The 17,197-nt window shown below is 71.3% G+C and carries 11 protein-coding genes; 7 read left to right on the top strand and 4 right to left on the bottom strand.

The window, feature by feature from the left end; genetic code table 11:
* The first annotated feature begins 113 nt into the window (after positions 1 to 113).
* Both ABT288_RS07610 and ABT288_RS07605 read left to right on the top strand, forming a co-directional pair.
* Positions 114 to 1,124 carry a trypsin-like serine peptidase gene (locus ABT288_RS07610; protein ID WP_351603811.1) on the top strand — a complete coding sequence of 337 codons (1,011 nt, stop codon included), beginning with the start codon at positions 114 to 116 and terminating at the stop codon, positions 1,122 to 1,124.
* 128 nt (positions 1,125 to 1,252) lie between these two features.
* Positions 1,253 to 2,899, top strand: a complete 1,647-nt coding sequence (locus ABT288_RS07605; RefSeq protein ID WP_351603809.1) for an APC family permease — start codon at positions 1,253 to 1,255, stop codon at positions 2,897 to 2,899.
* Positions 2,900 to 2,938: 39 nt separating this feature from the next.
* Here the strand turns inward: ABT288_RS07605 and ABT288_RS07600 are convergent, their stop codons facing one another.
* On the bottom strand, positions 2,939 to 4,774 hold the full coding sequence (locus tag ABT288_RS07600) for an arabinofuranosidase catalytic domain-containing protein (RefSeq protein ID WP_351603807.1): 1,836 nt from the start codon (positions 4,772 to 4,774) through the stop codon (positions 2,939 to 2,941).
* A 259-nt stretch (positions 4,775 to 5,033) separates the two neighbouring features.
* Here ABT288_RS07600 and ABT288_RS07595 point away from each other — a divergent pair, with 259 nt between their 5' ends.
* Positions 5,034 to 7,949 carry a lectin gene (locus tag ABT288_RS07595; protein ID WP_351603805.1) on the top strand — a complete coding sequence of 972 codons (2,916 nt, stop codon included), beginning with the start codon at positions 5,034 to 5,036 and terminating at the stop codon, positions 7,947 to 7,949.
* 68 nt (positions 7,950 to 8,017) lie between these two features.
* Positions 8,018 to 9,205 (top strand): PP2C family protein-serine/threonine phosphatase, encoded by a 1,188-nt coding sequence (locus ABT288_RS07590; protein WP_351603803.1) that lies wholly within the window; start codon positions 8,018 to 8,020, stop codon positions 9,203 to 9,205.
* A gap of 12 nt (positions 9,206 to 9,217) precedes the next feature.
* Here the strand turns inward: ABT288_RS07590 and ABT288_RS07585 are convergent, their stop codons facing one another.
* Both ABT288_RS07585 and ABT288_RS07580 read right to left on the bottom strand, forming a co-directional pair.
* A complete protein-coding gene (locus tag ABT288_RS07585) occupies positions 9,218 to 10,021 on the bottom strand; it encodes a maleylpyruvate isomerase family mycothiol-dependent enzyme (protein ID WP_351603801.1) in 804 nt (267 codons plus the stop codon).
* A gap of 46 nt (positions 10,022 to 10,067) precedes the next feature.
* Positions 10,068 to 12,566, bottom strand: coding sequence for a SpoIIE family protein phosphatase (locus tag ABT288_RS07580; RefSeq protein WP_351603799.1), 2,499 nt, complete (start codon positions 12,564 to 12,566; stop codon positions 10,068 to 10,070).
* Positions 12,567 to 12,778: 212 nt separating this feature from the next.
* Here ABT288_RS07580 and ABT288_RS07575 point away from each other — a divergent pair, with 212 nt between their 5' ends.
* Entirely contained in the window at positions 12,779 to 14,845 is a 2,067-nt protein-coding gene (locus tag ABT288_RS07575) for a SpoIIE family protein phosphatase (protein ID WP_351603797.1), read from the top strand.
* Between the two features lie 39 nt (positions 14,846 to 14,884).
* Here ABT288_RS07575 and ABT288_RS07570 read toward each other — a convergent pair whose 3' ends face one another.
* Positions 14,885 to 15,493 carry a TetR/AcrR family transcriptional regulator gene (locus tag ABT288_RS07570; RefSeq protein WP_351603795.1) on the bottom strand — a complete coding sequence of 203 codons (609 nt, stop codon included), beginning with the start codon at positions 15,491 to 15,493 and terminating at the stop codon, positions 14,885 to 14,887.
* 98 nt (positions 15,494 to 15,591) lie between these two features.
* On the opposite strand from ABT288_RS07570, the gene ABT288_RS07565 reads away from it, so the two are divergent.
* Positions 15,592 to 16,383, top strand: coding sequence for an SDR family NAD(P)-dependent oxidoreductase (locus tag ABT288_RS07565; protein WP_351603793.1), 792 nt, complete (start codon positions 15,592 to 15,594; stop codon positions 16,381 to 16,383).
* Positions 16,384 to 16,650: 267 nt separating this feature from the next.
* The coding region (locus ABT288_RS07560) for a GNAT family N-acetyltransferase (protein WP_351603791.1) at positions 16,651 to 17,197 on the top strand (547 nt) is incomplete at its 3' end.

Here is a 17,197-nt window from a genome sequence, read left to right as displayed (position 1 = left end):
GAGTTGTCCCGCCGACCTGGCTTCGGTGCGCCCGATACGGCCGGGGACACTGTTCTGCCCGCGGCCGCAGGCTTATGGTGGGCCGTCAGTTGCGTCCGCGCCGAGGGGAACCGATGGAACCCGCGACCAGGATCGTGCGATACGCCGCCATCTGCGCGGCGGCCCTCCTGCTCTGTACCGGCCTCACCACCACCGCATCCGCCGAGACGACCACAGCGTCCGCCGACAGTGCCACGACCGGCCGGGACCCGCTTGCCGACCAGCTCGACGCCTACTGGACACCGGCCCGCATGGAGGCCGCGCTGCCCGTCGACCCCGTCAAAGGCAAGGGGGCCGGTACGGCGGAGACCGGGGCGTCCCCGGCCGTGGACGGTCCCCGGCCGGGCGAGTACATCCCGCCCAGCAGGAGTTTCGACGGCATGCCCCAGGCCGGCACGTTCTTCTGGACGGACGCCACCGGTACCGGGCGGACGTGCAGCGGCTCCGTCGTGCGCAGTCCCGGCCACGACCTGGTCCTGAGCGCCGGCCACTGTCTGAAGGGCTACGCGGGCACCTCGCCCAAGCGGCACCTGGCCTTCGTGCCGCAGTACCACGACAGCCTCAAGCCGTTCGGGATCTTCCCCGTGCGCACCAACGGCGTCTATGTCCCGCAGCAGTACTACGACCTGGGTGAACACGCGGGTGCCGACTACGACTTCGCGTTCGCGATCACCGAGCCCAACCAGGACGGAACACGTCTGGAGGACGCGGTCGGCGGAGTACGGCTGCTCACCGGGACCGGCTACTACCACGCCCCGGTACGGATGATCGGCTATCCGGCGGGGGCGGAGAAGCCGCTGGAGTGCTGGAGCTGGACCACCCGGTGGGACAGCGACGACCCGGCCGACCCGGGCACGTTCCCACGCATCGCCTGCGACGCCTTCGTGGGCGGGACGAGCGGTGGCCCCATGCTCGTGCCCTGGCCCGGTGGATGGGCGGTCGTCGGAGTGATCGGCGGATACCACACCGGTGGCAACACCCCGCAGATCTCCTACAGCGCCTACTTCGGCACGGCCACCGAGGCGCTCTACCGTGCGGCGGTCACCGGCGCCCCACCGGCCGGACCGCACCTCACCTCCGGTTGACCGATGGGCGCGGGCGCTCATCGGCAGGGGCGACCGCGTCAGAAACCGGTGCGTGCACGGTCAGTGCCATGACCGCGTCAGCGTGGCACGATAGTGATGCATATCACCCTATCGAGGGGGTGTGACCCATGGCCGTGTCAGAGGCGACACCCGGCCCGAAAACCCACAAACCCGGACTTCGGCGTGAGATCGGCTTCGTCGGCCTCATCTGGGCCTCAGAGGGATCGATCATCGGATCCGGGTGGCTGTTCGGCGCACAAGGCGCCCTGGCGGCCGCCGGACCGGCGGCGATCATCTCCTGGGCCATCGGCGGCATAGCGATCCTGATCCTGGCGCTCGTGCACGCGGAACTCGGCGGCATGTACCCGGTCTCGGGTGGCACCGCGCGCTTCCCGCACTACGCCTTCGGCGGCGCCGCCGGTGCGTCGTTCGGCTGGTTCTCCTGGCTGCAGGCAGCCACGGTGGCACCCATCGAGGTGCTGGCGATGATCACGTACGGCCAGCACTACTCCTGGGCGAGCGGCTGGGAGAAGGTCAAGGGCGGCGAGCACGTCCTGACCCCGCCCGGCATCGCCGTCGCGGTCGGGCTGATGGCGGTCATCACCGCCATCAACTTCCTCAGCATCCGGCTCCTGGCCCGCACCAACAGCGCCGCGACCTGGTGGAAGGTCGGCATCCCCCTGCTGACGATCTTCGTGTTCGCCATCGCCCAGTTCCACACCAGCAACTTCACCGCGGCGGACGGTTTCAATCCGTACGGGGCCAAGGGCATCCTGTCTGCCGTCTCCACCAGCGGCATCATCTTCGCCCTGCTGGGATTCGAGCAGGCCGACCAGCTCGCCGGCGAGAGCGCCAACCCGAAGCGGGACATCCCGCGGGCGGTGATCGGGTCCATCCTGCTCGGCATCGTCATCTACATCCTGCTGCAGGTCACCTTCCTCGCGGCGCTGCCCGCCTCCCAGATCGGCAGCCACTGGGCCAACTCCGCGTTCACCGCGCTGAGCGGGCCGTTCGCGCAGGTCGCCACGCTCATCAGCCTGGGCTGGCTGGCCACGGTGCTCTATCTGGACGCCGTGATCTCCCCCGCCGGCACCGGTCTGATCTACATCACCGGCTCCTCCCGGGTGTCGTACGGCCTCAGCCGCAACGGTTATGTGCCGTCCGCGTTCGAGAACACCGACCGGCGCGGTGTCCCCTGGGTCGGCCTGATCACGGCCTTCGTGGTGGGCTGCATCTGCTTCCTGCCCTTCCCCAGCTGGCGTTCCCTGGTCGGCCTGATCACCAGCGCCAGCGTGCTGATGTATGCCGGTGCCCCGCTGTCCTTCGGGGTGTTCCGCAACCGGCTGCCCGAGGCCCACCGTCCCTACCGGCTGCCCGGCGGCGGCGTGCTGTCGCCGCTCGCCTTCATCGTCGCCAACCTGCTGATCCTGTGGTCGGGTTGGACCACCGACTGGAAGCTCGGCGTCGCCATCCTGATCGGCTACGTCATCCTGGTGGCCAACCGGGTGTTCAAGATGAACCCCATCACTCCCCAGCTCGACCTGCGCGCCGCGCAGTGGCTGCCGGTCTACCTGGTGGGCATGGGGCTCATCGTCTACCTCAGCGACTTCGGGCCGCTCAAGGACCCCTGGTTCCCGCTGTGGTGGGACATCGGCGTCACGGCCGCGTTCAGCCTGGCCATCTACTACTGGGCCTTGGCGGTCGCCCTGCCCAGCGAACAGATCCAGAACCTGATCGACCAGGTCGTGGTGCCGGAGGAAGAGGACGTCCTCTGACACCTGCTGCACCCATGGCGGCCCAGGAGCGACCCGCTGTCAGCCGAGCGGGAACTTCTGGGCCGCCGAACCGTTGCAGTCCCAGATCTGCAACCGCGTCCCATTGGCCGTCGCGCCACTGGGGGAGTCCAGACACCGCCCCGACTGAGGATTCAGCAACGAACCATCACCCCGCTGCACCCACCTCTGCCCACCCACACCATTGCAGTCCCACAACTCCACCTGCGTACCGTTCGCCGACCCGTTCCCATTGATGTCCAGACACCGGCCCAGCGTGCGCAGGCTTCCGTCGGCGAAGTGCGTCCAGTGCTGGTCGACCGCCCAGGACTGGCAGTCCCACAGCTGCACGGCCGCCCCGTCGGTGCCCGTGTCGTCGGCCGCCACGTCGACGCACTTGCCGCCCGGTCCCGCGATCGGGGCGCCCCCGTCGACCGAGAACTTCTGGGCCGCCGAACCGTTGCAGTCCCAGATCTGCAACCGCGTCCCATTGGCCGTCGCGCCACTGGGGGAGTCCAGACACCGCCCCGACTGAGGATTCAGCAACGAACCATCACCCCGCTGCACCCACCTCTGCCCACCCACACCATTGCAGTCCCACAACTCCACCTGCGTACCGTTCGCCGACCCGTTCCCATTGATGTCCAGACACCGGCCCAGCGTGCGCAGGCTTCCGTCGGCGAAGTGCGTCCAGTGCTGGTCCTCCGCGTACGACTGGCAGTCCCACAGCTGTACGGCCGCTCCGTCGGTGCCGGTGTCGTCGGCCGCCACGTCGACGCACTTGCCGCCGGGGCCGGTGATGGTGCCCTGGGGGCCGCCCGGGACGTTGGTCTCACCGGAGTAGCCGACGGAGACGATGTTCGCCTGGACGGCGTTCTCGGCGGCGTCGGTCGGGTAGCCGGAGACCATCACGCCCTCGAAGAACGTGCCCATGTTCCAGTTGCTGTTGTCACCGCCCGTGCCGAGGATGATGCCGCCCTCCTGGTGCATGGGCTGGTAGCCGCCGCGGGTGGGCAGGGCGCCATCCCACCAGGTGGCGAGTCCGCCCGACCGTGCGTCGCCGCCCTTGAGCGCGTACCGCGTCTGCCCGTCGTTCTTCAGTACGGCGGTGACGAAGGTGCTGCCGTTGCCCCGGTTGGCCGTGTTGGAGCCGTTGTCGCCCTGGAACATGCCGTTCTCCAGGTCGGCCTCGACCCAGGGCCCGGCGCCGGTGCACGGTGCGAAGTAGCAGGTGGTCGCGAGGCTGACCGCGTCCATGTGGCCGTTGCCGGTGTCCGCCGGTGTGCTCTCGGCGTTGCCGTAGTCGAAGCAGCAGGCGGAGCCCACGTGGGTGCCGCTGGCCACCATGTAGGCGCCCTCCGGCTGTCCGTTGACGGCGACACCTGAGGCGGCGCCCGTGTACCGGTAGCCGACTCCCGGCGAGATCCACACGCCGTACACCTTGTGCCCGCCGGCGGTGACGGCGATCTCGGAGGCGTCCGCGCCCCGGTCCGCGCCCATGCCGGAGGTGCCCGCCGGGCCCGGGGTGAGGTCGTTGTGCCGGGAGGTCTGGTCGTAGATCTTCGTGATGACGCAGGTGGTGTCCGCGCAGAACCTGTCCTGCTGCGCCGCGTCGGCGTATCCGCCCGCGGACAGCAGCCCGATGTCGGCGCCGGCTCCGTCGGAGGCGCGGGTGACGCGGTACAACGGGCCGTCGTAGGAGGAGAGGAGAGCGCGCACGGTGCTGTGCGCGGCGACGCAGGGGGTGCCGGCGGTGCCGTAGATGTCACAGGGCAGCGAACCCGCGGCCTGTGTCGGTCCGGGCATGCCGAGCAACGCGCCCAGGACGAGGCCGATGACGGCCAGGAGCGAGGCGAGCGATCTGGGGCTTCCGCGCATGCTGGGCTCCTCGATGGGGGGATCGGGGTTGGGAGCAGTCGAGTTGGAGCGCTGGGGCGGCCGTTGCGGAACGTACGCACAGTGGTGGTTGCCGTCAAGATTTGTTGCTTTGGCCTTATGACAAGTTTTGAACCTGAGCCAAGTTGATGGCTGGTCACCTGGTGTGACGTCATGTCAGGCGGACGGCTGGTTCTGTACCGCGCATCCTTGACAGCAGGGGCTGGAGCGGCAACCTTCGGGACAACGTTGTCGAAGGGACATGGTCACGATGGTGCCGTTCCGCCTTCTGTCCGTGCTGGCCACTGGCGCCCTGCTCGTCGGCGCCGCCTCCTACGCCCCCGTCCACGCCGATCCCGTCTCGCTCGCGCCGGTCGCCGATCCGGCCTCTGTCGTCGATCCGTTCATCGGGACCTCGCACGCCGCCGACGACTTCCCGGGGGCCGACACCCCCTTCGGGATGGTCCAGTGGAGTCCCGACACCAGCCCGCACCGGCCGGACGGCGGCGGGTACGAGTACGCCGACTCGGCCATCACCGGATTCGGCCTCACCCACATCGCGGGACCGGGCTGCCGGGCCGCCGGTGACATCCCGGTGCTGCCGACCGTCGGCGCGGTCGACACCCGCGCAACGGACAGCTTCTCGCACGCCAACGAGTCCGCGAGCCCCGGCTCGTACACGGTCACGCTGGACAACGGCGTCAGGACGGAACTCACCGCCACCACCCGCAGCGGCATGGCCCGGTTCACCTTCCCGTCCACCCGTCAGGCGAACCTGCTGTTCAAGCTGACGGACAGCGAGAACGGCGACAGCGCCGCCGAGTTCGACGTGGTGAACGACAAAGAGGTCAGAGGCAAGGTCACCAGCGGCAACTTCTGCGGCGAGGGCAACTCCTACACGGTCTACTACGACATGGTCTTCGACCAGCCGTTCCGCCACAGCGGCACCGCCCTGGCCGCCGCCGGGCCCACCACGCCCAGGAGAAACGCCTCCCCCAGCGCGCCCGAGGCGCCGAACAAGCCGACGCTGCACGGCACGGTGCCCCGTACGCCCCGCTCCTTCGCTCCCCGGGCGAGCGGCTCCGACGGTTACGTCACGTTCGACACCACCACCCACCGGGCGGTTCAGGCCAAGGTCGGCATCTCGTACGTGTCGGCCGCCGGCGCCGTGGGCAACCGCCAGGCGGAGAACGGCGGCTGGGACCTGGGCAAGGTGCGCGGCGCGGCGCACAACGCCTGGAAGTCCCTGCTCGGCCGGGTGCGGATCGCCGGCGGGACGCCCGCCCGGCAGACCGTCTTCTACACCGCGCTCTATCACGCGCTGCTGCATCCGAACGTGATCAGTGACACCGACCGCCGCTATCCCGGCTTCGACGGCAAGGTCCACACCGTCGACCCCGGTCACGGCGCCGCCTACGCCAACTACTCGGGCTGGGACGTCTACCGCTCGCAGGCCCAGCTCGAGGGCCTGCTCGCGCCGCAGACCGCCTCCGACACCGCCCAGTCGATGGTCGACGACTACCGCCAGACAGGCCTGTTCCCCAAGTGGTCGGAGAACAACGGCGAGACCTACGTCATGGTCGGCGATCCGGCGGACGAGATCATCGCCGACTACTACGCCTTCGGGGCCAGGAAGTTCGACACCGCCACCGCGCTCAAGGGGATGATCGCGGAGGCCACCGCCCCCAACGACAACCGTCCCGGTCTCGCCTATCTGGAGCAGCTGGGCCGGCTGCCCAGCAACGGCAAGTACGGCTGCTGCAACTTCTACGGCGCGGCGTCCACCACGCTCGAGTACGACTCGGCCGACTTCGCCGTCTCCGCCCTCGCCGGTGCCCTCGGACAGACCGCGGATCAGCACCGGTTCGCGGACCGGGCACAGGACTGGCAGAACCTGTTCGCCTTCGGCAGCGGTTTCATCCAGCCGCGCGACGCCTCGGGCAGCTGGACGGCCGGATTCTCGCCGACGTCGGGGAAGAACTTCGTCGAGGGCGACTCCTGGCAGTACACGCCGATGGTGCCGTTCAACGTGCACGGACTGGCGGCCGCCATGGGCGGTGACGCGGCCCTGGCCAAGTATCTGGACACGGACCTGTCCTCGCTGACCGGCGCCGGCGGATACACCGACCTGGGCAACGAGCCCAGCCTCAACATCCCCTGGGAGTACGACTACATCGGCCGCCCGTACCAGACGCAGAAGGTCGTCCGGCAGGTCCAGGACCAGATCTGGACCGCCGGCCCGTCCGGGCTCGCCGGCAACGACGACCTGGGCGAGATGAGCTCGTGGTACGTGTGGTCCGCCCTCGGCATGTATCCGGAGACGCCGGGCACCGCCGATCTGGCACTGGGCAGCCCGCTGTTCACCCAGGCGGTGATCACCCTGCCGTCCGGCCACACCCTCACGGTCAACGGCACGGGGGCCGCGGACGACGCTCCGTACGTCCAGTCGGCCACCTGGAACGGCACGGCCTGGAACGCCGCCCACGCGCCCGACGGCGCCCTCACCGGCGGCGGCACCCTCACCTACGTCCTCGGCACGTCCCCCAACACGTCCTGGGCCTCGGACGCCTCCGCCGCCCCGCGCTCCTACCCGGGCGCGCCGGGGTACACCGACGTCGGGGCGTCCGGCGACACCGCGGCGGCCTCGGGCAACTTCGACGGCGCGGGTTACAGCTACTCCGCGCACGCCCTGGCCACCGCGGGAGTCACGCCCGGCTCGAAGGTCACGGTCAACGGGGTCACCTTCACCTGGCCCGACGTGGCGCCCGGCGCTCCGGACAACTACGAGGCGAACGGGCAGACGGTGCGGACGTCCGGCTCCGGCAGCATCTCGTTCCTGGGTGCCGCCAACAACGGCCCGGTGTCCGGTACCGCGACCGTCACCTACACGGACGGCACGACGCAGTCGGTCCCCCTGGGCCTGTCCGACTGGACGCTGAGCGCGGGCGCCGCTTCACCGCTCGCCGACAACACCGTCGCGCTGACCATGCCCTACCGCAATCATGCGGGCACCGCCCCCGACAGCACGAAGACATATGTGTTCGCCACGGCGCCGGTGGCCCTGAGTGCGGGCAGGACGGTCAGCAGCGTGCGCCTGCCGTCCGATGTCGCCGCCGGGGGCCTGCACGTCTTCGCGGTCGGCTTCGGCAGCGCATCGTCGGCACGGGGACGGGGCTGACCGCCGGAACATGCCGTTGAGTGGAGCAATCACGGGGATAGGGGGGCGCGGCACACCAGGCTGGACGGGTGAAGCACGGACGGATCGGACATGAACCGGAGGCGGCGGCAGCCACGGAATCGCGGGTGCCGGCGCCTCCGGCATGGTTGCGCTGGCTGCCGGCGCTGTACGTCGTGGCCGTACTGCTGCTGGAGCCGGTCACACCCGTCGAGTGGCCGGTGAGCTTCGCACTGATCGCCGTGCCCGTACTGGCCGCCTTCGCGTACGGGCCCGTGGCCGTCGGTGTCGCCACGGTGTTCGCCGTCGGTCTGGAAGCGGCGCTGGCCGGTACGCCTTGCTGCGCGGGCCGGGAGGCCGGCTATCTGTTGGACCGTCACTACGTGGCCTCCTACATCTGTACGGCCCTCGTGGGCGGTATCGGCGCGATCCTGGCCGAGCACCGGATCCGGCGTGAGCGCACGCTCGCCGATGTGCGGTCCGTGGCCGAGACCGCGCAGCGGGTCCTGCTGCGCCCCGTACCGCACCGCATCGGCAACCTGCTCCTGGAGAGCCTGTACCTCTCCGCCGCCGCGCAGGCCCGCATCGGCGGTGACCTGTACGAGGCCGTCCCCACCCGTTTCGGGGTCCGTCTGCTCATCGGCGACGTACGCGGCAAGGGACTGCTGGCGGTCGAGACCGCCGCCACCCTCCTCGGGGCGTTCCGCGAGGCGGCCTTCGACGCACCCGATCTGCTCGCCCTGACGGACCGGGTGGACACGAGCATGAGCCGCAGGGCGACGCAGCTCGGCGGTACCGAGACGAGCGAACGGTTCGTCACCGCGGTCTTCGCCGAGGTCCCCGCCGAGGAGCACGTCGTCCGCATCGTCAACTGCGGCCATCCACCGCCCGTCTCGCTGCGGGCCGGCGAGGTGCGCGAACTGGACAGCGGGCGGCCGGCGCCGCCCCTGAACCTCGGCATGCTGGTCGAGGACCCCTATCACCTGGACACCTACCCGTTCCGGCCCGGCGATCAGCTGCTGCTGTACACGGACGGTGTCACGGAGACGAGGGACGCGGCCGGCGCCTTCTACCCGCTGCTCGACCGCCTCCGCTCCTGGGGTCCCCTCTCTCCGAAGGAGCTGCTCGCGCGGCTCCACGACGATCTGCTGGCCTACAGCAACGGCCTGCAGGACGACACGGCCGCGCTCGCGGTCTGCCTGCTGCCCGAGGAACCGTCGCTGCCCGAGGAACCGCCGGCGGAACCGACGGCCCCGTGAGCGCGGCCCGGGTCAGAAGGCGGTGTGGGCGAACCAGTTGTCGAGGACCGCGGTCTGTCCCGAGATCTCGAAGGCGGGATCCTGGTACGACCGCCGCCCGTAGAGGAGGAGCAGCAGGTCCGCCGCCTGCCCCCGTACCGCCGCCGTGACCGGCTCGGACTCGGCCTCGCGGCCCACCGGGCGGAAGCCGTCCGGGTCCAGTCGCATCCGCCACTCCGCACCGGGGCCGTCGCCGGCGTCCGTGCTGCGGAACGCGAGGGTCTCGCCGTCACCGCGCAGCTTGGTCACGCCGGGGGCGAAGAGTCCCGCGTAGGGCAGGTTGACGAGGAACTCGTCCACGCCGTCCGCCGCGAGCACGGGGTCGATGTCCGAGGGCAGGCCGACGGCACGCTCGGCGTCGACCCGGTGCACCAGCGTCTCGAACAGCATCCGGCGGGCCCAGAACCGAGCGTGCCGGTCCTCGCCCCACACCCACATCGGCGCCTCGGGATCGGTGTCCCGCAGGACGGCCGCCACACCGGGCACGCCCGCCGCCAACCAGTCGGGATAGTCCCGCGCGTTCTCCGGCAGCCCGAGCTCGACGTCGCGGCTGCGGGGAAGCTCCTGCACCAGCCGGGTCAACAGGGTGCCGAACCAGCGCTGCAGCGCTCCGACGTGCCGGGTGAGGTCGGCCAGGGTCCAGTCGGGGCAGGAGGGCACCGCGGTCGCCGGGTCGGCGTCCTGGACCACCTCGCAGAAGCGCAGGGTCTCGCGGGCGACGGCCTCGCGGTAGGTGTCGTAGGGCAGCGGATGCCCGGCCCTGTGTGTCATCGTCATCGGCTGCCGCCGTCCTGTTCTGTCCTCGGCACGGATTCCGTCATGGTCAGTCTGGATGCTGGAGTCCGCTCGAAGGCAAATCCGGGTTCGCAGGGAGCTCCTGGTCGGCCCAGATGATCTTCCCTTCGCCGGTGTACCGGGCGCCCCAGCGCTGGGCGAGCTGGGCCACCAGGAAGAGTCCGCGGCCGCCCTCGTCCGTGCTCCTGGCGTGCCTGAGCCGGGGGGCCGTGCTGCTGGCGTCGTGGACCTCGCAGGTGAGTCGGGCGTCGCGGAGGAGCCGCAGCCGTATGGGTGTTGCGGCGTAGCGGATGGCGTTGGTGACGAGTTCGCTCACGACGAGTTCGGTCGTCATGGCGAGCTCTCCGAGGCCCCAGTCCTCGACCTGGCGGGTGGCGAGGGCGCGGAGGGTGGCGACGGCGGCCGGGTCGGGGGGTACGTCCCAGGAGGCGACCCGGTCGGCTCCCAGGGTGTGGGTGCGGGCCAGGAGCAGGGCGATGTCGTCGGGCTGGGGCACGGGCACGAGCTGCCGTACGACGGACGTGCACAGCGTGTCCAGGTCGTCCCCGGTGCCGGCGAGGACCTCTGCGAGCCGGGCCATGCCCCGCTCCACGTCGTGGTCGCAGCCCTCGGTCAGACCGTTGGTGTAGAGGCCGAAAAGGCTGTCCTCGGCCAGTTCGATCTCGCCGGCCTCGAAGGCCATGCCGCCGAGCCCGAGCGGGGGCCCGGCGGGGATCTCCGGGAAGTAGGCGTGTCCGTCCGGTGCCACGACGACGGGCGGCGGGTGACCGGCGCGGGCCATCGCACACCGCCTGCTGACCGGGTCGTAGACGGCGTACAGGCAGGTCGCGCCGATGAAGGTGCTGCGGGCGGCCGTACCGGCGGCCGCCTCCTCGTCGCTCAGCCGGAGCACGAGGTCGTCGAGATGGGCGAGCAGGTCGTCGGGGGGCATCTCCATGACGGCGAGGGTCTGCACCGCGGTGCGCAGCCGGCCCATGCTGGCCGCCGCGCCGATGCCGTGGCCCACCACATCGCCGATGACGAGGCCCACCCGTGCGCCGGACAGCGGGATCACGTCGAACCAGTCGCCGCCGACGCCGCCGGAGGGGTCCGCGGGCAGATAGGAGGAGGCCACCTCCAGCGCGGTGCCGCCGGTCAGGGCGGGGGGCAGCAGGCTGCGCTGCAAGGTGATCGCCGCCGCGTGCTCCCGGGTGTAGCGGCGGGCGTTGTCGACGCACACCGCCGCGCGTGCCACCAGTTCCCGGGCCAGCAGGACGTCGTCGGAGCCGAACGAGACCGGGTTGAGCGACCGGGCGAACGTGGCGAGGCCGAGGGCGGTGTTCCGGGCCCGCATCGGCACGGCGATGAGTGAATGCAGGCCGTACTCGCGGATGCGTTGCGTGCGCTGGGCGTCCCGTGCGACCCACAGTTCGTCGGACGAGTCGAGGGTCGGGATGAGCAGGGGCTCGCCGTGGAGGACGAGGTGCCCGTCGTGCGGCGGCGGGAGGAAGTCGACGCGCCCGCCGATCCCGACGACGGCCTCGGGGGCGCCCTCACGCACGGAACGCAGTGCGGCCCGGCGCATCGCGGGCCGGGCGGGCGCGGGGCCCGCGTCGGTCAGCCATGCCCCGTGGCCCTCGGTGCTGAGCACGGGTTCCAGCAGGTCGACGATGACGAAGTCGGCGAAGCGGGGGACGGCGAAGTCGGCGAGCTCCTGGGCTGTGCGCATCACGTCGAGTGTGGTGCCGATGCTGGTGCCGGCTTCGTTGACCATGGTCAGCAGCTGCCGGGCGTTCCACCGCTCGGTGACGTCCTGGACCATGTAGCAGACGCCGGTGATGGTGTCGTCGGCGTCGACCAGGGGAAAGAACGAGGCGGAGTAGGCGTGCCGGCGGTGCGGGTCGGCCCAGCTCCAGCCCGTGTACTCGTAGTCGGTCACCGGCAGGCCCGTCGCGAGCACCTTGCGCATCAGGCTTTCCAGGGCCTGCCCCTCCAGCCCGGGCAGCAGGTCACTCAGCCGCCGTCCGAGCCGCTCGTCCCGGGGGACCCCGCCAAGCCGTTCCAGGGTGTCGTTCAGCCAGACGTAGCGCAGTTCGGTGTCCATGACGGCCATGCCGACCGGGGAGCGGGTCAGGAACCCGTCCAGGACCGACTGGCCCATGCTCCACCGCTGCCGCGGTTCCCGGGCCGACACCAGGAAGCATTCGGTGTCACCGATGCGGAACGCGGCCGAGACCCGCAGCTGGAGGTCGAGGCTGCGGCCGTCGCGGTGCCGTACGGCGATCTGCCCGCTCCAGCCGTTTCCGGCGCGGCACCGTTCCACGACCCCGGCGAGCCGCACGTGGTCCTCGGGCATGGCGAGCAGCCGCGCGGCGGAGGCGCCCACGACGTCCCGTGCCGCGTGGCCGAGGACTGCTTCGGCGCTGCGGGTCCAGCCGACCACCACGCCGTGTTCCGATATCACCGCAGCCGCGTCGGTGGACGCGTCGAAGAGATCACCCGGTCCCCTCGGCGTGGCTGCGGCGAAATCCTCTGGCGCAGATTCCATCAGTTCCACCCATACACCACTATGAGACCGTTTGGACCTGATGCGCATGTATACGGCGGGCGGCGTGGGGCTCCGCCCGGATGCGGCGCGCTGCGGTTGGGCGGGGCCGAGGCCGGAGGGACCATGGAGGGAAGGACCATGAAGCACCGGTCGTCTGCATCAGCGCGTGCCCGCTCGGCGCGTGCCCGCTCGGCCGGTGGAGGTGAACCGGCATGGCGATGGACTCCTTGGCGGCCGGCCACGAGGAAGACGGCGACAGGACGCCCCGGCCGACCGGGCTGCTGGACGTGCTGAGCGTGGCCGCGGTGGCCCTGGACATCCGTGGCCGCATCGTCTTCTGGACCCCGCAGGCCGAGGATCTCTTCGGCTACTCGTCGCAGGAGGCCCTCGGCAGGACCGCGGCGCGTCTGCTCGTCGACCCGGAACATCTGCAGGCCGTGCAGGGTCTGTTCGCGGAGGTGCTGGAGACGGGGCGGGGCTGGGCCGGCGCGTTTCCCGTCCGGCACAAGGACGGCAGCAGCCGGCTGACGGAGTTCCGGACCATGCGGCTGCTGGACGACCTCGGGGACGTCTACGCGCTGGGTATCGCGGCCGATCACTCCCTGCTCCAGCGCGTCGAGACCGACCTGGCCCTGTGCGAGCGGCTGATCAACCAGTCCCCCATCGGTCTGGCCCTCCTGGACCCGGACCTCCGGTATGTCCTGGTCAACCCGGCGCTGGAGCGGATCGACGGCACGCGCGCCGAGGACCACATCGGCCGCCACCTGAGGGAGACCCTGCCCTTCCCGGACGTGGACACCGTCGAGTCCGCCCTGCGTCAGGTGCTGACCACCGGTACGCCTCTGCTGGACCAGTACCACGTCGGCCGGCCGCCGGCCGATGCCAGCCAGGAGCACGCCTGGTCGCTGTCCTTCTACCGTCTGGAGGATCCGGGCGGCCGGGTGCTGGGCGCGGCCGTCTCGGTCGTGGACGTCACCGAGCGGCACCGCGCGGCGGCCGAGGCGGACCGGGCCCGGCGGCGCCTGGCGCTCATCGCGGACGCCTCCGCGCGGGTCGGCACCGCGCTGGACGTGGAGCAGACCGCCCACGAACTGGCCGAGATCGCGGCGCCGGCGCTGGCCGACGTGGTCGCCGTGGACGTCCTCGACTCCGCCCTGTCCTGCCGGCGTGTGCGCAGACCGGACAACGGCCCCGAGCTCTTCCGCGCCCTCGCCCTGAAGGCGGCCCATCCCACCCCCGCGCTGCGCGCCGCCGACCCTCCCGGCGACATCGCCGCCTACGAGGGTGACCGCCTGGTCACCCTGTGCGTCCACAGCGGGCGGCCGGTTCTGGTGCGGCATGTCGAGCCGCACGATCTGCCGCGCATCGCCCGGGACACCGCGGCCGGGGCCCTGCTCGCGGAGGCCGGCGTCCACTCGTACCTCGCCGTGCCGCTGATCGCCCACGGCGAGGTGCTCGGCGCCCTCGATCTCAAGCGGACCCGCAATCCGGCGCCGTTCGACGACGACGACGTCGTCCTGGCCGCCGAACTCGCCGGCCGGGCCGCCGTCGCCATCGACAACGCCCGCTGGTTCCAGAGCGTCCGCAACACCGCCCTGACCCTGCAGCGCAGTCTGCTGCCCGACCACTCCCCGCACCACACGGGCCTGGAACTCGCCTCCCGCTACCAGCCCGCGCAGGCCACCAGCGAGGTCGGCGGCGACTGGTACGACGTCATCCCGCTGAACGACGACAAGACCGCCCTGGTGGTGGGTGACGTCATGGGCAACGGCATCGACGCGGCGGCCACCATGGGCCGGCTGCGCACCGCCACCTGCGCCTACGCCGATGTCGATCTCGACCCCGGCGCCGTGCTCCAGCACCTGGACAAGATCACCTGCGATCTGGAGCACTACATCGTCACCTGCCTGTACGCGGTGTACGACCCCACCACCGGCCAGTGCAGCATCGCCAACGCCGGACACATGCCGCCCGCCCTCGCGCGACCCGGCGACGCCCCGAGGTTCCTGGAACTGCCGACCGCTGCACCGCTCGGCGTCGGCGGCGTCCGGTTCGAGACCACGTCGGTCGCCCTGCGCCCCGGTGATGTGCTGGTCCTCTACACCGACGGCCTGGTGGAGACCCGTCAGCACCCCATCGACGACCGGCTGGACGTCCTGCTGGACCTCCTGGACGAGCCGCACCGGCCGCTGGAGGAAACCTGTGACGTCCTGCTGTACGGCCTGCGCCACCCCGACGACCACGACGACGTGGCCCTGCTCATCGCCCGGGCCCTGTAGGCCGGGCCGCACGGTGTGGTCCGGCCTGCGCCGGACGGCCTACCGTGCCGTGGGCTCTCCCGAAGCGGCCGTGGACGACCGGTCGGCGGAGCCGCGCACGAGCAGCAGCAGGGCGTCGACCAGGTCGTCCACGGGGCTGCCCGTGGCCAGCCGCCGCAGCTGCAGGCCCATCACCAGGGCGACCGTCGTGGCGGCCAGGCGTTCCGCGTCGGGGACGCCCAGTGCGGTGAGGATCCGGGCGGCGAGCAGGTCGTAGGCGCGGAAGGCCTCGGCCGCCGCCTCGCGCAGGCGCTCGTCACGGCCGGCGTGGAGGTACAGCTCGAAGGGCGCCAGATGGGCGCTGTCCAGGGCCGAGCCGCAGGCGACCTGGCCGGCCAGCGACGCCGCGTCCTCGACGTCCAGGCCCTCCGTCTGGCACTGGTCGGCCAGTTCGGTGAAGTGCCGGGCCTCCTCGCGCACGAAGTGCAGCAGGCTCTCCCGCAACAGCTCGTGCTGGGTCTCGAAGTGGTAGGTGACCGAACCGAGGGACACGCCGGCTTCCTTGGCGATCCGCCGGTTGGTGACCGCCGCGACTCCGTCCTCGCCGATGATCTTCAGGACGGCGGTGATGATGCGCTGGCGCATCGGGGCGGCAGGGGCGGCATGCATGGCCTGCATTCTTCCATCACCGGGTTGCCCCGGCTGTGGACAGGGCCGCCCGGCCTCTCTATTGTTCGTTCGAACGAACAGGAAACTGGAGGGTCCTCGTGCACATTGCCGGGTCAACCGTTCTGCTCACCGGTGTCACCGGAGGCATCGGCGGCGCGCTCGCCGCCGAACTGTCCGCCCGTGGCGCCCGTCTCGTGCTCACCGGCCGCCGTGTCGAGGCGCTCGAGCCCCTCGCCGATCGATACGGCGCCCGCACCGTCGCCGCCGATCTGGCCGACCCCGACGATGTGCGGCGGCTGGCCGAGGAGACCGCCGGCACGGACATCCTGATCGCCAACGCGGCCCTGCCGTCCAGCGGCGACCTCCTCGACTACACACCGGAACAGATCGACCGGGCCCTGGCCGTGAACCTGCGGGCCCCGGCGATGCTCGCCCGGCTGCTCGCCCCCGGCATGGTGGCCGCCGGGCGCGGTCACATCTGCTTCGTCGGGTCGTTGTCCGGCATGGCCGCCACCAAGTCGTCGTCCCTGTACACGGCGACGAAGTTCGGACTGCGCGGCTTCTCACTGGCCTTCCGCCAGGATCTGCACGGCACCGGCGTGGGCGTCTCGATCGTCCAGCCCGGTTTCGTGCGCGAGCTGGGCATGTTCGCCAAGACGGGTTCGGCGACGCCCGGCCGTGTCCGTACCGTCTCGCCGGAGCAGGTCTGCAAGGGCGTCACGCGGGCGATCGAACGCGATCTCCCCGAGGTCAATGTGGCGCCGCCCGAGCTGCGCTTCCTCACCAAGGTCGCGTCGCAGTTCCCGGGGTTCGCGGAGCGGGTGCAGCGGCTGGCCGGGGCGGAGCCGACGGTGAACGCGATCGTGGCAGCGCAGCGCTCGAGCCGCTGAGGCGGCCTCTTGTCAGGCACTTCGCCGCCATGGCAGGATCCACCGAGTTCGACAGCGCATCCGACCACTCGTCACGAAGGACTGAGGTCCATGGTTCCGGCGTCCCCCAGCGGCCGCCGTCGGTACTGAGCCACCTGCCCGACCGCAGTGCTGCGCAGTACCCTTCGCGTCTCCTCACGGCGGCCCGACGACGCGGTGTCCCGTACACCGCTCGCCTCCTCGCAGAGGTCGTCCCCTTGTGCCAGCCCACACCGTGAGGTTTTCGTCGTGCGCACCGATGTCCAGAGTTTTGCCGTCGCCCACCTGCTGCGCCGCCCGGCGGCGCGTGAAGTCGGCGGCTTCGTCGTGGGGTTCGACCCCTCGACGACCAGCCCGTACGTCAACTACGCCACCCCCTTTCCCGGCGTCCGGCCCACCGACCGGGACGTCGCCGACCTGATCGCCGCGTTCCGCGAGCGCGGACTCAGGCCCCGGCTGGAGTTCGCCCCGGACACCGCCCCCGCCGTGGAACCCGCGCTGCGCCGGGCCGGCTTCGGCACGGAGGCGGTGCACGAATACCTGGTCTGCACACCCGCCACGCTGGCCGTGCCGGCTCCCGGCCACGGCGCGGCAGACCCGGTCGAGGTGGAGGTGCCGGCCACGGACGCGGACTACACCGCGATCGACAGCGCGCTGTCGGAAGCCTTCGGCGGGGAGTGGGTCCCGTCACCGGAGGGCGCGGCACGGTTGCGGCGTACCGAGGAGGGCGGCGGCGCCGTCCGGTTCGTCCGCGCCGCCGGCGGGGGCTGCGCCGGCGGCGCGATCTGCTCGGCGC

It is taken from the genome of Streptomyces sp. NPDC001093, assembly GCF_040298985.1.
Lineage (GTDB): Bacteria > Actinomycetota > Actinomycetes > Streptomycetales > Streptomycetaceae > Streptomyces.
The sequence above is the reverse complement of the archived record's forward strand: the minus strand, read 5'-3'. Positions and strand labels throughout refer to the sequence as shown.

Excerpts from the sequence above, each read along its gene's own strand:
- ABT288_RS07570 (WP_351603795.1), bottom strand. The coding sequence starts at position 15,493 with ATGCATGCCGCCCCTGCCGCCCCGATGCGCCAGCGCATCATCACCGCC.
- ABT288_RS07600 (WP_351603807.1), bottom strand. The coding sequence starts at position 4,774 with ATGCGCGGAAGCCCCAGATCGCTCGCCTCGCTCCTGGCCGTCATCGGC.
- ABT288_RS07610 (WP_351603811.1), top strand. The coding sequence starts at position 114 with ATGGAACCCGCGACCAGGATCGTGCGATACGCCGCCATCTGCGCGGCG.
- ABT288_RS07580 (WP_351603799.1), bottom strand. The coding sequence starts at position 12,566 with ATGGAATCTGCGCCAGAGGATTTCGCCGCAGCCACGCCGAGGGGACCG.
- ABT288_RS07575 (WP_351603797.1), top strand. The coding sequence starts at position 12,779 with ATGGCGATGGACTCCTTGGCGGCCGGCCACGAGGAAGACGGCGACAGG.
- ABT288_RS07585 (WP_351603801.1), bottom strand. The coding sequence starts at position 10,021 with ATGACGATGACACACAGGGCCGGGCATCCGCTGCCCTACGACACCTAC.
- ABT288_RS07605 (WP_351603809.1), top strand. The coding sequence starts at position 1,253 with ATGGCCGTGTCAGAGGCGACACCCGGCCCGAAAACCCACAAACCCGGA.
- ABT288_RS07595 (WP_351603805.1), top strand. The coding sequence starts at position 5,034 with ATGGTCACGATGGTGCCGTTCCGCCTTCTGTCCGTGCTGGCCACTGGC.